Consider the following 13952-nt stretch of genomic DNA (forward strand, 5'->3'; position numbering starts at 1 on the left):
GGGGCCTGCGCGAGGCGGTGCGGGGATGGCATCCTCCGGCCATGGGAGGGCGCAGACCGCGGACCGGTCATGACTGGAAGCTGCTTGCGGAGTCCTGCAAGGCTCTGCTGGAACGACTGCCCGAGCTCGTCGACCAGCACCTGCGACAGCTCGCCGAGCACTCGCCCGTCTACGCGCAGGTGCTGCCGCACGACCAGCAGTGGCGGGAGGCGGAGACCGCCATGCGCATCGGCATCGAGACGATCTCGGCGCCACGGGCCTCGCCGCGCCGCGATCTGGAGCACGCCGAGCGGGCGGGGCGCCGCCGGGCCCAGCAGGGGCTGCCGCTGGAACTGCTCGTGCACTCCTACCGCTCCGCGGGCTACCTCGTCTGGGACGCGCTCCTGGAGGGCCCGGTGGGCCGCGAGCCGGAGCGGCTGGCGGTGCTGATGCGTGCGGCGACGATGGTGTGGTCGGCGGTGGACGCGCAGACGGTCGCCGCCTCGGAGGCGTACCGGGCCACCGAGCGCGAGCTGCGCAGGCGTACCGACGAACAGCTGCAGGCGCTGCTGGACGCCCTGCTGGAGGGGCAGGAGGCCCCGGGACTCGCGGCGCGCGCCGCGGCCGGACTCGATCTGCCGGAACAGGGACCGTACGCCGTGGTGGTCCTGCGCCCGGAGCGCCGGGACCTGCGGGAGGCGGTCCCGCGGCCCGTGCAGGGCGGGGGGCTGCGCTTCATCTGGCGGATGCGGGCGGACTGCGAGATCGGCGTGGTGGCGCTGGACGCCGATCAGGACCTGGGCCGTGTGGTGCGGCTGCTCTCGCGTCGCTGCTCGGGGCCGGGCGGCGTGAGTCCGGTGGTGTCCGGCCTCGGAGAACTGGGTCGCGCGCGGCGGCTGGCCGAGCTGGCGTTGCGCACCTGTACGCCGGACACGACGGAGGTCGTACGTCTCGACCAGCGGATGCCGACGGCGCTGGTGGTGAGCCAGCCGGAGCTGGCCGGGCGGCTGGTGACGGGCGTGTTCGGGGCGCTCCTGGAACTGGAGCCGGCCGACCGGGCGGTGCTGCTGGAGACCCTCGACGTGTGGCTCCTGTGCGAGGGCTCCGCCGGGCGGGCCGCGGGGCGTCTGTACTGCCACCGCAACACGGTCTTCAACCGTCTGCGCCGCCTGGAACAGCTGACGTCCCGCTCCCTGGCCCGCCCGCGGGACCTGATCGAGATGACACTGGCGCTGGACGCGTACCGGTTGTCGGGGGGCGGGGTGGTGGGGTGAGGGGTGCGGGGCCGGGCCCCGGTACATCCCCCGTCACCCGGGGAGACAGGGGGACCACCCCCCGTCCCCCGGATCAGCCCGGCGCACGCCGAAGCGTGGTCGTCGGTCAGACGAGGAAGTCGCGGCCGATGTTCTCCGCGACGCGTTCCAGGATCGGGCCCGCGTCCGCGATGCACCGCGCGATGTCGGGCTCGGCGTCGGTCAGCGGGTACACGCGGCGGATGCCGGCCCGTCCGAGCGCCTCCGGGGCCAGGGCGAGCCGTCCGCAGACCGCGACGACCTCCTTGCCCGCCGCACGCGCGGCCGCCGCGACGCCCGCCGGGGCCTTGCCGTGCAGGGTCTGCTCGTCGAGCGAGCCCTCACCCGTGATCACGAGGTCCGCCCGGTCGAGGGCCCGGGCGAAGCCGAGGACGTCGAGCATGACGTCGATACCGGGACGGAAGCGCGCCCCGACGACGAGCGCTCCGTATCCGATGCCGCCCGCCGCCCCGGCACCCGGCGCGACCGCGCACTCCGCGGCCCGCGCACCGATCGCCTTCTCCAGAACGGTGGTGAAGTGGCCCAGCGCGGCGTCCAGGACCGCGACGTCGTCGGGGCTCGCGCCCTTCTGGGGCCCGTAGACCGCCGGGGCCCCCTTGGGACCCGTCAGCGGGTTGTCCACGTCGCTGGCGAGGACGAGGTCGACCTCGGGGAGCCGGGCGTCCAGTCCGCTCAGGTCCGCGGTCGCCACGTCACCGAGCGCCCCGCCGCCGGGCGCCACCGGCTCGCCGTCCGCGTCGAGGAAAAGGGCCCCGAGCGCGGCCAGCATCCCCGCGCCGCCGTCGGTCGTGGCGCTGCCGCCGACACCGAACACGATCGTTCGGGCCCCGGCGTCCAGCGCGGCGCGCAGCAGTTCCCCGGAGCCGTACGTGGAGGCGGTGAGCGGTGCGAAGGTCCCCGCGGGCAGCCGCTGCAGCCCGCTGGCCTCGGCCATCTCGACGACCGCGGTGTCGCCCCGCAGCGCGAAGGCGGCCGTGACCTCGTCCCCCAGGGGCCCCGAGACCCGTACCTCATGGCGCTCGAAGCCGGCCGCGACCGCCGCGTCGACGGTGCCGTCACCGCCGTCCGCCACGGGCAGCGACTCCACCACGGCGTCCGGCGCGGCCCGGCGCAGCCCGGCCGTCACCCGCTCCGCGACCTGGACGGCGGTCAGCGAGCCCTTGAACTTGTCCGCGGCGATCAGCACCCGCGGATCACGCCGGTCACCCGGGCGTGTCGTCTTCTCGGCAGAGTTCGCCACCTTGCATTCCCCTTGCTTTCCGGCCTCGCGCACGGCAAGGCAGTCGCGCCGCTGCGACCTTAACCGCAGGACGGCCCCGCCGTCATCGCCGTCACGCCCCGGCCGGCCCCCGGAACACCGCACGGCGGCGGCCGGAATCGGGTAGACCGGAACCATGACCCCTGTGGGCACTGAGCTCGCGGACCGCGTCCTCGGGGGCTGGCTCGGCCGGATCGCGGGCAACATGCTCGGCAAGCCGGTCGAGCAGGGCGACCACTGGACGCGGGACCGCATCGACCGCTATCTGCGACGGGCCGCGGCCCTGCCGCTCACCGACTACCTTCCCGCTCCCGCCGACGGCGGCGGGGCCGACCACGACGAGTTCGCACTGCGGCCCGAGTGGCGGCAGTGCGTCCGCGGCCGTATCCACGGCAGCTGCCGGGACGACGACGTCGACTACGCGATCCTCGGCCTCGACCTGCTGGAGACGCACGGTTTCGGCTTCAGCACCGAGCAGGTCGGCGACCTGTGGCTGCTGCGGCTGCCCTATCTGCAGACCTTCACCGCGGAGCGGGCCGCGTACCGGAATCTCGCGAGCGGCATCAAGCCGCCGCTCACCGCGACCTACGACAACCCGTACCAGGAGTGGATCGGCGCCCTGATCCGCGCCGACATCTACGGGTGGACCTGTCCGGGGGTGCCGCGCCGGGCGGCCTCGCTGGCCCGCCGGGACGCCGTCCTGTCCCATACCGGCAACGGGGTGTACGGCGCCATGTGGGCGGCGGCGCTGATCTCCGCCGCCTTCACCGCGCCCACCGTGCGGCGGGCGCTCGACACCGCGCTGACCGTCGTCCCCGCGAGCAGCCGCCTGGCCCGCACCGTGCGCCGGGTGCTCACGCTCCACGAGACCAGGATGTCCTGGGAGGACACGCTGAGCACGGTGTCCGAGGAGACCGCCGGGCTCGGCTGGATCCACACGATCCCGAACGCCGCCGTCCTCACGGCCGGACTCCTGTACGGCGACGGCGACTTCACCCGCACCATCACGCTGACCGTCCGCGGCGGCCTGGACACCGACTCGAACGGGGCGACCGCGGGCTCGGTCGCCGGGGTCCTGTGCGGGGCGCGGGCCGTTCCCGCGCAGTGGAAGGACCCTTTGGAGGACACGGTGCGCAGCGCGGTCTTCGGCTTCGACGGCGTACGGATCAGTGAGCTGGCCGCGCGCACGGTGAAGCTCGCGGAGGCTGGGGCGGTGAGCTGAACCGGAACCCTCCTGACACGCGGGCGTCCGATCGTCCCGGCGGGTCCGGGGGACGCCGGCGGGGGCTCGTTACGCTTCGTGGATGACCACTCCGGACTTCGCCACCTACATCGCGGGGCTGCCCCGCGTCCTCGCCGGTGCCGCCGTGCTCTTCCGCGACGCCGGCGGACGGATCCTGCTCGTCGAGCCCAACTACCGTGAGGGGTGGGCCCTTCCGGGCGGCACCGTCGAGTCGGACGACGGGGAGACTCCCCGCCAGGGGGCCCGCCGCGAAACCGCCGAGGAGATCGGCCTCGACGCCGAACCGGGCCGGCTGCTCGCGGTCGACTGGGTGCACGGGGCCGGGCGGCCCCCGCTGGTCGCCTATCTGTACGACGGTGGGGTCCTCGACGAGCGACAGCTCAAGGCGATCCGGCTGCAGGAGGAGGAGTTGCTGTCGTGGCGGCTGGTGCCGCGCGAGGAACTGGCCGCACATCTGCCGGGTTCACTGGGCCTCCGGGTACTGGTCGCGCTCGACGTCCTGTCCGAGGGGGCGGGGACGGCGGAGCTGGAGAACGGCAGTCGGGTGGGGTAGCGGGCGCGACCATCCGGCCCCGGTGCCGGGCACCGGACGTGCTGCGGGGTCTCCGCTCCCCGTCACGAGACGACGCCCGTACCCGCGGAGTTGCGGGTACGGGCGTCGTCTCATCGGTCACCCGGGGGGTGTTGTCACACGGTGCCGCGCCTGATCCGGCGCAGGAGCACCAGACCCGCGATCACCAGCACCCCGCCGCCGGCGGCGGGCCACAGGTTGGTGCCGGTCTCGGCCAGGTCACCGCTCGCGACCGTCTGCGGTTCGGTCTGCGCCTGGGCCTGGGACGACACCTGCGCGGACGGTGCGTCCCCGTTCGCGGCCGGTGTCTGCCCGGTGTCGGCCGCGCCGCCCTGGTCGTCGTTCTTGCCGCCCCCGGCCGCGTCGTTCTGCGCGGCGGGGGTCGTCGTGTCCGCCTTGGGTACGACGCCGCCCTGGTCGCCGTCCTGCGAGTCGCTGCCCCGCGTACTGGCCGGAGGCTTCGGACGGTGCGTCGCCGCGGGGACACCGGGGTCGGCCCCGGCGTCTCCGTCCGAGGTGGGGTCGGCACTCGGGGGCGGGGTGTCCTTCGTCGGCTCGTCGGAACCGCCACCGGCGTTGCCGCCGTTGCCCGCGTTGCCGCCGGCACCGCCGTTGCCGTTGTCACCACCGTTGCCGCCGTTACCGCCGGCACCGCCGTTGCCGTTGTCACCACCGTTGCCGCCGTTACCACCGGCGCCACCGTTGCCGTTGTCACCGCCGTTGCCCGCGTCAGCGGCGCCGTCGACGCACTGCTTGTCGGAGTTGATGCAGTCCACCATCTCCCGCATCAGCTTCGCGTCGAAGACGTTGATGAAGTCGTCGTGGTCGGTGATGGGCTTGTGCAGCTGCTCGGGGAACCCGTCCACGGCGTAGGGGTTCTTCACCTGGCCGTTCTCGAGGGTCGGCCGCGGAACGTCGTAGACCAGCCGCATCGTCAGCTGCGGAATGGCCTTGAAGCCGCCCGCGCAGTTGCCGGCCGCGTCGGCGAAGGCCACGTGCGTACGGTGGTTGGCGCTGTCGATGTTCTGGCCGTCCCAGCAGCTCTGGAAGGCGAACTTCCGTATGACGTTGCTGCCTTGGGGACAGATCGGGTACTTGTCCGTCAGCTGCACCTTGTCCTCGAACCCGGAGCAGCTCCAGTGCGCGTTGGCGTTCGCGGGGCCGTTGACGAACGCCTTCGCGTCACCGGTGATGATGCGCAGGAACGTCGGCATCTCGACGACCTTGCTCTGCGGGGAGCCCACGAACTCGATCTGGGCCTGCTTCGCCTGCAGGACCTTGCCGATGTTGCCTTCCAGACCACCGCCGTTGCGGTCGGCGTCGAACTCCTGCGTACCGTCCTGCACGCGGAGCACCGGCCAGTAGTAGGTGGACTTGTCACCCTGGTTCTTGCAGGTGGTGTCGCCGCCCGCGAGGTCGTCGTTGCTGGCGAACGCGTCGTTCGCCTGGTTGCCGACGTAGTCGTGCAGATGGTGCGCGCCGTTGGCGACACCGGGCGCGACGATCACGTTGTCGGTGTTGAACTTCTTGTTGGCGTTCACACCGCACGTGCTGCTGAACGTACCGGTCGAGGCGTCGCCCCCGTTGCCCGGCTTCTGCGGCACGTTCGGCTGGACCGTCGTGATGTCGACGAAGTCCGCGGCGACCGGGCCGCTGGCGGGCGTCGCGCCGCCGCCCTGCTGGCCGCCACCGTTCTGCTGCTGGCCCGCGCCGTTGTCGCCCTGCTGCTGTCCGTCGCCGTTCTGGCCACCGGCGTTGTCCTGGGCCGGGGTGGCGGGAACGGCGGTGCAGGCGGCGGCACCGTCGAGCATGTTCGGCGCCTCGGCGCCCGCGTTCTTGAAGCCGAGCTTGATGCGGTCGATGACCGCGCTCCGCTTGTCCTTCAGCGGGCCGAGGACCGCGTTCTGCACGAAGCTCGGGTCCTGCTTCTGGGCCTGCTCGGCCGAGGCGAGGCGTGCGTACGCCTCGGATATCTGCTGGTCCAGGAGGGCGAGTTGCTTGTCGACCTCTCCCTTCGCGGCCTCCGGCACCTCGGTGAGCTTGCTGCCCACGTCGGGGCAGTCGATCGTCGCGGCTCCCGCCGCCTTGGTCTGGTTCTGCTCCCCGGACGAACCGCCCCAGGTCTCGGAGGCCGAGGCATAGACGTTCACCGCCACCAGCCCACCTCCGCCCAGTATCAGCGCGGCCGCGGCAAATGTCGCACGCCGTGCCCCTGTGGGGCGTCTGCGCGTGTTCCGTCTCACGTGTGTACTCCTACGCCTCGTAACAGGCCCGGCATGGAAATCCCCCCTGCCATACGTAGAGGGACCCGAGGGCGTTCAAGCGCCTCATGAATTCACAACGGCCTCATACGCGTCGGCCTCCGGACCACGGCCGCGCGGCCCGGCGGGCCCTCGCTGCGGCGCACCCTACCTCCCGCCCGGCCGCCGAACGGACTGGCCGCCCCCGATATCCGGTCGCCCCGCGAGGGCGGTCGTCCTACCCTCGGCCCCATGAACAAGCCCCTCGTCGCCATCCTCAGCGGCGCCGGTGTGTCCACCGATTCCGGAATCCCCGACTACCGCGGTCCGAACGGACTGTGGCGGCAGGACCCCGAGGCCGAGAAGCTCGTGACGTACGAGTACTACATGGGCGATCCGGAGATCCGGCGGCGGGCCTGGCGGATGCGGCGCGAGACCGGGGCGCTGCGGGCCGAACCCAACGCCGCGCACCTGGCCGTCGCCGAGCTGGAGAAGTCGGGAATCCCCGTGCGGGTCCTCACCCAGAACGTCGACGGGCTGCACCAGCTCGCCGGGATGCCCGCCCGCAAGGTGCTCGAACTCCACGGCACGGCGCGGGCCGTCGTGTGCACCGCGTGCCACGAGAGAACCCCCATGCCGGAGGCGCTGGCCCGGGTCGAGGCCGGCGAGGACGACCCGCCGTGCCGCATCTGCGGCGGCATCCTGAAACCGGCGACCGTGCTCTTCGGTGAGCATCTCGACCCCGTCGTCCTCGGCGAGGCCGCCGCCATCGCCAAGGCCTGCCGGATCTTCATCGCCGTCGGCAGCAGCCTCCAGGTGCATCCGGCCGCCGGACTCGCGGGGGTCGCCGCCGACCACGGCGCCCGGCTGGTCATCGTCAACGCCGAACCGACCCCGTACGACGACCGCGCCGAAGAGGTCGTACGGGAACCGATCGGCACCGCCCTCCCCGCACTGCTGCGCGGGCTGACCAAGGAGAGCAACCACTGATCGAAATAGCGGGCTTCCTCCAGGAGGGCCGGCCCGACGCCGAACTCACCACCATGGCCCGGGAGCCTCGACGAGGCAAGGAACGCACTGCGCTGATGACCAGCCCTTCCCACGTGGACAACGACCGCGGGTGCCTGCGCCTGGTCCTCGCCGTCCCACTGATCCTGCTCACCCTTGTCGCCGCGTACTTCTGCTGGACGGCACTGACCATCCGTCCGTCCGGGCCCTGGGACGACGACGCGTATGCCGGCATCGTCCTCTCGTGCGTCCTCACCATCGGAGCCGCCGGTGCGGCGGCGGTGCTGTGGCTGCTGCCCTCGGTACGACGGATCATGGGGTGGTGGTGGGTGGGCCCCGCCGTGCTGCTGGGTGTGATCGCGGCTGTCCGATGGGCGACGGGCGGCTGAGCCACCCGTCGTCCTCGGCGAGGCCGCCGCGACCGGCACGGCCTGCCGGCTCCTCATCGCCGTCGGCGGCGGCCTCCGGGCGCCATCCGGCCGCCGGACGGGTCAGAACAGCGCGGAGCCGCGTTCGAAGTCAAGGAGGCGGCGCTTGCGGTCCAGGCCGCCGCCGTAGCCCGTGAGGCTTCCGTCGGCGCCCACCACGCGGTGGCACGGGACGATGACGCCGACCGGGTTCCTGCCGTTGGCGAGGCCCACCGCCCGGGAGGCCTTCGGGTTCCCGAGGGCGTCCGCGAGTTCCCCGTACGAGCGGATCTCACCGTAGGGGATCCGCACCAACTGCTCCCAGACGCTGCGCTGGAAGGGGGTGCCGGCCAGCCGCATCGGCAGGTCGAACTCCTTGAGGTCGCCCGCGAAATAGGCCGTCAGCTGGCGCTTCACCTCGGGCAGCAGCGTGTCGTCGCGCGCGCCGAAGTCCTCCTGGGGCGGACGGTGGCGCTGCCCGACCATGTAGAGGCCGCACAGGAGGTCGTCGTCGGCGACGAGGGTGAGGGGTCCATAGGGGCTGTCGGTGACCGTGTGTCGTTTCACTGCGTGTCCTTGGTGCCGGCCCGTGACGGGTTCGACGGGCTCATACGGGAAGGAAGTTGATCGGGTGGCTGTCCGTCGCCCACAGGTACTGGACCGCGTACGCCCGCCAGGGCCGCCATGCCGCCGCGCGGGCGGTGAGGGCGGCGGGCGTCGAGGGCAGACCCAACTCCCGGGCGGCGCGCCGGACTCCGAGATCGGTGGGGAGGAAGGCGTCGGGGTCGCCGAGGGCGCGCATCGCGATGACGTCGACCGTCCAGGGGCCGAAGCCGGGGAGGCCGAGGAGTCGCGCTCGCGCCTCCGCCCAGTCGCTCTCCACCCCCAAGTGCAAGGTGCCGTCCGCGAGTTGGCGTACCAACGTGGTGAACGTGGCGCGGCGGGTGCGGGGCATGGCGAGGGTTTCGGGGTCCACCGCGGCCAGCGCGTCGGGGGACGGGAAGAGATGGGTGAGGCCGCCCTCGGTGTCCTCGACCGGCTCGCCGTGCGCGGTGACCAGGCGGGCGGCGTGGGTGCGGGCGGCGGCTGTCGAGACCTGCTGGCCGAGCACGGCCCGTACGGCGAACTCGGCCTCGTCGACGGTGCGGGGCACCCGGCGTCCCGGCGCCTTGTCGACGAGCGGGGCCAGCAGCGGATCGGTGCGCAACTGGTCGTCGACGGCGACCGGGTCCGCGTCCAGGTCCAGCATGCGGCGGCACCGGCTGATGGCGACGGTGAGGTCGCGCAGGTCACTGAGGCTGAGCCGGCAGCCGATGTGGTCGGCGTGCGGGGTGAGCGCGACGATGCCATGGCCGTAGGGCAGCCGCAGGGTGCGCCGGTAGGAGCCGTCGCGCCACTCCTCGACACCGGGCACGGCCGTCGCCACGAGGTGGCCGAAGAGGTTGTCGGGGTTGAGCGGGGCACGGAACGGGAGCCGCAGGGACAGCGCCCCCGACGCGGTCGCCACCGCACCGGTCACCCCGTCCGTCCGTGCTCCCGTCCCTCCGCCCGGCGCCACCGTCCGGCTCGCCCTCGCGACGGCCGCCGCCCGGTTCCTCGGGAGACGGTCGCGCAGTTCACTCGGTGAGAGCGCGAAGACCTCGCGCACGGTGTCGTTGAAGGTACGGATCGACGAGAAGCCCGCCGCGAAGGCGATCTCCGTCATCGGGAGCGGGGTGGTCTCGATGAGCAGTCGCGCGGTCTGGGCGCGCTGCGCCCTGGCGAGCGCGAGCGGCCCCGCGCCCAGCTCGGCCAGCAGTTGCCGCTCTGTCTGGCGGGTGCTGTAGCCGAGCCGCCCGGCCAGGCCCGGGACGCCCTCCCGGTCCACGATCCCGTCGCCGATCAGGCGCATCGCACGGGCCACCAGGTCGGCGCGCTGGTTCCACTCGGGAGAGCCGGGGCTGGTGTCCGGGCGGCAGCGCTTGCAGGCACGGAATCCCGCCTGCTGGCAGGCCGCCGCGCTCGGGTGGAACGTCATGTTCTCCGGCTTCGGCGGCACGACCGGGCAGCTGGGCCGGCAGTAGATCCCGGTGGTCAGGACGGCGGTGAAGAACCAGCCGTCGAAGCGCGCGTCCTTCGACCGGACGGCGCGTACGCAGCGCTCGGTGTCGGTGTGCATCCCGTTCCGCATGTCTCCAGGATCGGGCACGGGAGAGGACTGGGCTGGCGAGAATCCGACATCAGCCTCGCCGGGCCTCGGACGGCCCGTCCCACCCGCCGCGGCCCTCACCCCCGCCCTCACAGCGCCGCGCGGCCGCGCTCCCCGCGGCCTGAACCTCCCGTCGCGGTGCGTCGGGACCGATGCCCGCGGGAGGGACCGTGTCAGCGGGGTTCCTCACCCTGGGCCACCTCGACCTCGTGGTGGAAGGCGAGCACACCGGTGGACGCCGTCCCGGCCGAGACGGATGCGCAGGCCGCCAGCAGGAGGGCGATCCAGGGCGCGGCGCGTCGGCGCCGGCGGGGGGCGGCGAGCAGGGCCGCGACCCGCTGGGGTACCGGTCCGGTGGTCGCCGCGGGGGCGAAGTCGGGGCGGCCGGAGCGCGCGGAGGACGCGGCGAGGGCGGCCCGCGCGATGGCCCGCGCGGTCAGCCGCCGGTCCCCCACCACGGCCGCCGCGGCCTCGTCGGCGGCGCGTTCGGCGGCGAGCGCGATGTCCGCGCGGACCGGGCGGAGCCCCGGATGACAGTGCGCGGCGAACTCGGCGACGACGAGGAACCGGTGGTGGCCGGCGGCGTTGTGGGCCCGCTCGTGGGCGAAGAGCACCTCGCGTTCGTCGGCGCCCAGGCTGCGCAGCATCCCCGTCGTGACGACGATGCGGTGCGGGCGGCCGGGCAGTGCGTACGCGTCCGGACGGGGCGACTCGATCACGCACAGGTCGCCCGCGACGGGCCGGCAGTCCGCCTCGGTGCGGGCCGCGCGGAAGGCACGCAGCTGCCGCAGGGCGGAACGGACGAGCGTCGCGGCGCCGAGGGTCAGCAGACCGGTGGCGGCCGCCGCCAGCGGCAGGACGACCAGGTCGGAGGGGGTGCGCAGCGGCCGGACGAACTCACCGAGACCGGCGAGGAACGGCAGTTTGAGCAGGCCGGTGAGGACCAGCGCGCCGAGGGCCGCCACGGCGGAGGCCGCCAGTACGAGGACCGTGAGGGTCAGCGCCCACAGCGCGGCGGCCGGCGCGAGCCGGTCTAGGCAGCGCCGCGCCGCCGCCGGTACCGCGAAGGGCACCAGGAGCGGGATGAGCAGCAGAGCGGTCATGACCCACCGATCGTAGTCGCGTGTCGGTCTTGCGGGTTTCGGGTCCGGGTCCGGGTCCGGGTCCGGGTCCGATTACAGGTTCCAGGCCGGGTTCTGGTTCTACTCGCCGCGTCCGCGTTCCGGTCGCCGTCCGCCGGGGCCGGACAGTCCGTCCGGCGCCGGTCGTCCGTCCGGTATCGGTTGTCCGGGCGGGGTCGGCGGACCGTCCGGTGCCGGCCGGTCGTCCCGCCCCGAAGGCGGCCCCTCCGGTTCCAGCAGGCCGCGCAGGAGGCGCTCGTCGTCGGGGCTGAGCTGGGCGACGAACCGGGCCAGCGCCGTCTCCCGGTCCTCGTCCCGGTCGAGTTCGGTGTGCATACGGCGTGCGGTGAGCCCCTGCGGGTCCTGGACGGGGAAGTACGCGAAACCGCGGCCCTGCCGCTCCCGGCCGGCGATCCCCTTCTCGTACAGCCTGGACAGGATCGTCGTCACCGTCGTGCGCGCCAGGCCCGTCCCCAGCCGCGTCTGCACACCGCCCGGCGTGAGCGGCTCGTCGGCGGCCCAGAGGGCGGCCATGACGGAGGCCTCCAGCTCACCCGCCGGCCGGCGTTCGTCCTTCGCGCTGGTCATGGGAACGATCCTCACCCCGATATCGTCTACAGTTCCGTAGACCGTCTACAACATTGTAGTCACTGGGGTGTCCTCAAGACCACACCAGGCCCTGTCCAGTATGGGAGGACTCGCGACGATGGCCGCATCCTTGTTCGCAGCGTCACAGCTCGGGGCGCGTCCCGGCGCGCACTCCGGACCACCGCTCGGAGCCCTCGTCCGGCGCCTCGGCCTGCCCCGCTCCGTGGAGAGGGGTGCGTGGGGATGACGCTCGCGTTCGACGGGTCGTCGATCGACGGCTCCTCCTACTCCTACGTCGTGGGCCTCGCCCAGGACGCCCCGTCGTGGCTGGACACGCTGGTCCGGGACTGGTCGACGTACGGTCTCGGGCTGTTCGCCGTCCTGATGCTCCTGGGGTGGTGGCAGGCCCGGCACCACAGCGCCCGGGCCGCGGTGACCGCGCTCATGGTGCCGGTGGTCGTCGTGGTGGCGTACGGGGTGAACTCGGTGTTCAAGCTGCTCGTCCGTGAGGACCGGCCCTGCCACAGCATGCGGGTGCGGACGCTGGAGGCGTGTCCGGCGCCGGGCGACTGGTCGTTCCCCAGCAATCACGCGGTCGTGGCCGCGGCGGCCGCGGTCGCCCTGCTCCTCGTCTCCCGCCGCCTCGGCACCGTCGCCCTGGTGGCGGCCTGCGCGATGGCGGCCGCGCGGGTCTGGGTTGGCGCCCACTATCCGCACGACGTGGTCGCCGGCGTCCTGGTCGGCACGCTGATCGCGAGGACCCTGACGGCGTTCCTCGCCAGGGTCTCCGACCCGCTCGCCGAGCGGCTGACGCGCTCCCGGCTACGAGCGCTGCTGGTCCCGGCGTGACCCACGCCCCGGCATCGGGGGGGTGGCGCCAGGCCGTACTCGACGACGGCTCGGGCACCGACCGGGGAGGGCACACGTACGCCCCGGACCCGGACACCCCGGACGCCCCGGACGGCGGGCGCACGGACGGGAGGCGCACCGGACGGCAGGCGCGACGGACGGCAGTGACGTCACGGCCGGGGCGCGCCCACGGCCGCGGAATCCGGAACACGTCCCGACCGCGCCGCGCCCGCTCAGAGCACCCGGCGACGTGCGAGGAGTGCCAGCACGGCCAGGCCCGGCACCAGGGGCAGCCACACCGTCAGGAGCCGGTAGCCGAGGACCACGGACGCCGCCGTGCCGCCCGGCGCTCCGGTCAGGGTGAGGGCCACGGCGAGGGCCGCGTCCAGCGTCCCGATCCCGCCCGGGGTGGGCAGCAGGACGGCGGCACTGCTCGCCACGAGGTAGGCCAGCGCCACCCGGGCCGGTGACAGCGGCAGTCCGAGCGCCTGGGCGACGGTGACGACCACCGCGGCGTGCAGCGCGGCGAAGGCCAGCGAGCCACCCCACAGCGCGGCGGCGCGGGCCGGGATCGCGTGCACGGCGCGTACGTCCGCGAGGACCGCGCGGACCGCGCGCCGGGGCGGTCCCGGCAGGAGCACGACGACGGTCACGGCGCCGACACCCGCGATCGCGACGGCGGTCACGGAGGCGTCCGGCGGCCGCAGTACGCCGGGGCAGGCCGACGCGAGCGCGGCGATCAGGACGGCGCGCGCGACGGCCCCGGCGGCGGCCTTCACGCCGAGCGCGGTCGCCGACCGGGCGACCGTCAGTCCGCACCGGGTCAGGAAGCGCAGGCTGACCGCGCCCGCGCCGAGACCCGCGGGCAGCACGTGGTTGGCGGCGGACGCGGCGAACTGCACGGCGACCAGCCGGCCGGCGGGCAGTCGCCGGGGCACCGCGCCCTGCTGGGCGAGTGCCGAGCAGACCCAGGTGGCGCCGGTGGCGAACGCCGCGAGGGACAGCCAGCCGTGGTCGGCGACGGCCAGCCGGTCGGTCCCGGTCTCGATCACCGGCCAGTGCCGCCGGGCGAGCCCCGCCACGACCGCGAGGACGGCGAGGGTCAGCGCGGCGTGCAGGAGAACCCGCCTGTTCAGGACCGGCGCGGTGGTGCCGGGCGGAAGAGAGGTCACGCCGCTCGGCCTCCT

Annotated in this window: 12 protein-coding genes and 1 pseudogene; 6 read left to right on the forward strand and 7 right to left on the reverse strand. The window is 73.8% G+C overall.

Annotation, left to right across the window (positions count from 1 at the left end; genetic code table 11):
• Positions 1 to 41: 41 nt before the first annotated feature.
• Complete coding sequence (locus OG776_RS11550) at positions 42 to 1253, forward strand: PucR family transcriptional regulator (protein WP_329320452.1); 1212 nt, start codon at positions 42 to 44, stop codon at positions 1251 to 1253.
• Positions 1254 to 1359: 106 nt separating this feature from the next.
• Here the strand turns inward: OG776_RS11550 and OG776_RS11555 are convergent, their stop codons facing one another.
• On the reverse strand, positions 1360 to 2478 hold the full coding sequence (locus tag OG776_RS11555) for a glycerate kinase (RefSeq protein WP_148013298.1): 1119 nt from the start codon (positions 2476 to 2478) through the stop codon (positions 1360 to 1362).
• Positions 2479 to 2686: 208 nt separating this feature from the next.
• Between OG776_RS11555 and OG776_RS11560 the strand changes: the two genes are divergently transcribed.
• Positions 2687 to 3772 carry an ADP-ribosylglycohydrolase family protein gene (locus OG776_RS11560; protein ID WP_148013035.1) on the forward strand — a complete coding sequence of 362 codons (1086 nt, stop codon included), beginning with the start codon at positions 2687 to 2689 and terminating at the stop codon, positions 3770 to 3772.
• Positions 3773 to 3854: 82 nt separating this feature from the next.
• On the forward strand, positions 3855 to 4346 hold the full coding sequence (locus OG776_RS11565; RefSeq protein WP_148013036.1) for an NUDIX domain-containing protein: 492 nt from the start codon (positions 3855 to 3857) through the stop codon (positions 4344 to 4346).
• A gap of 134 nt (positions 4347 to 4480) precedes the next feature.
• On the opposite strand, the gene OG776_RS11570 is transcribed toward OG776_RS11565, so the two are convergent.
• A complete protein-coding gene (locus OG776_RS11570; protein WP_329320455.1) occupies positions 4481 to 6520 on the reverse strand; it encodes a DUF1996 domain-containing protein in 2040 nt (679 codons plus the stop codon).
• Positions 6521 to 6856: 336 nt separating this feature from the next.
• Between OG776_RS11570 and OG776_RS11575 the strand changes: the two genes are divergently transcribed.
• Together OG776_RS11575 and OG776_RS11580 are read left to right on the forward strand one after the other, a co-directional pair.
• Positions 6857 to 7594, forward strand: coding sequence for an SIR2 family NAD-dependent protein deacylase (locus OG776_RS11575; protein ID WP_148013038.1), 738 nt, complete (start codon positions 6857 to 6859; stop codon positions 7592 to 7594).
• A 95-nt stretch (positions 7595 to 7689) separates the two neighbouring features.
• On the forward strand, positions 7690 to 8001 hold the full coding sequence (locus OG776_RS11580) for a hypothetical protein (RefSeq protein WP_148013039.1): 312 nt from the start codon (positions 7690 to 7692) through the stop codon (positions 7999 to 8001).
• 102 nt (positions 8002 to 8103) lie between these two features.
• Here OG776_RS11580 and OG776_RS11585 read toward each other — a convergent pair whose 3' ends face one another.
• From OG776_RS11585 to OG776_RS11600, 4 genes and pseudogenes are all read right to left on the reverse strand, one after another.
• Entirely contained in the window at positions 8104 to 8586 is a 483-nt protein-coding gene (locus OG776_RS11585; RefSeq protein ID WP_148013040.1) for a methylated-DNA--[protein]-cysteine S-methyltransferase, read from the reverse strand.
• A 40-nt stretch (positions 8587 to 8626) separates the two neighbouring features.
• Entirely contained in the window at positions 8627 to 10189 is a 1563-nt protein-coding gene (locus OG776_RS11590; protein ID WP_315986951.1) for a DNA-3-methyladenine glycosylase 2 family protein, read from the reverse strand.
• A 191-nt stretch (positions 10190 to 10380) separates the two neighbouring features.
• Positions 10381 to 11310 (reverse strand): M48 family metalloprotease, encoded by a 930-nt coding sequence (locus OG776_RS11595; protein WP_329320460.1) that lies wholly within the window; start codon positions 11308 to 11310, stop codon positions 10381 to 10383.
• A gap of 243 nt (positions 11311 to 11553) precedes the next feature.
• Positions 11554 to 11916: pseudogene (locus OG776_RS11600) on the reverse strand (BlaI/MecI/CopY family transcriptional regulator); the annotation flags it as partial.
• 243 nt (positions 11917 to 12159) lie between these two features.
• On the opposite strand from OG776_RS11600, the gene OG776_RS11605 reads away from it, so the two are divergent.
• Positions 12160 to 12765, forward strand: a complete 606-nt coding sequence (locus OG776_RS11605) for a phosphatase PAP2 family protein (RefSeq protein ID WP_148013043.1) — start codon at positions 12160 to 12162, stop codon at positions 12763 to 12765.
• A 233-nt stretch (positions 12766 to 12998) separates the two neighbouring features.
• Here OG776_RS11605 and OG776_RS11610 read toward each other — a convergent pair whose 3' ends face one another.
• Positions 12999 to 13937, reverse strand: a complete 939-nt coding sequence (locus tag OG776_RS11610) for a lysylphosphatidylglycerol synthase transmembrane domain-containing protein (protein ID WP_148013044.1) — start codon at positions 13935 to 13937, stop codon at positions 12999 to 13001.
• Between the last annotated feature and the right edge of the window lie 15 nt (positions 13938 to 13952).

The organism is Streptomyces sp. NBC_01689, from assembly GCF_036250675.1.
Lineage (GTDB): Bacteria > Actinomycetota > Actinomycetes > Streptomycetales > Streptomycetaceae > Streptomyces.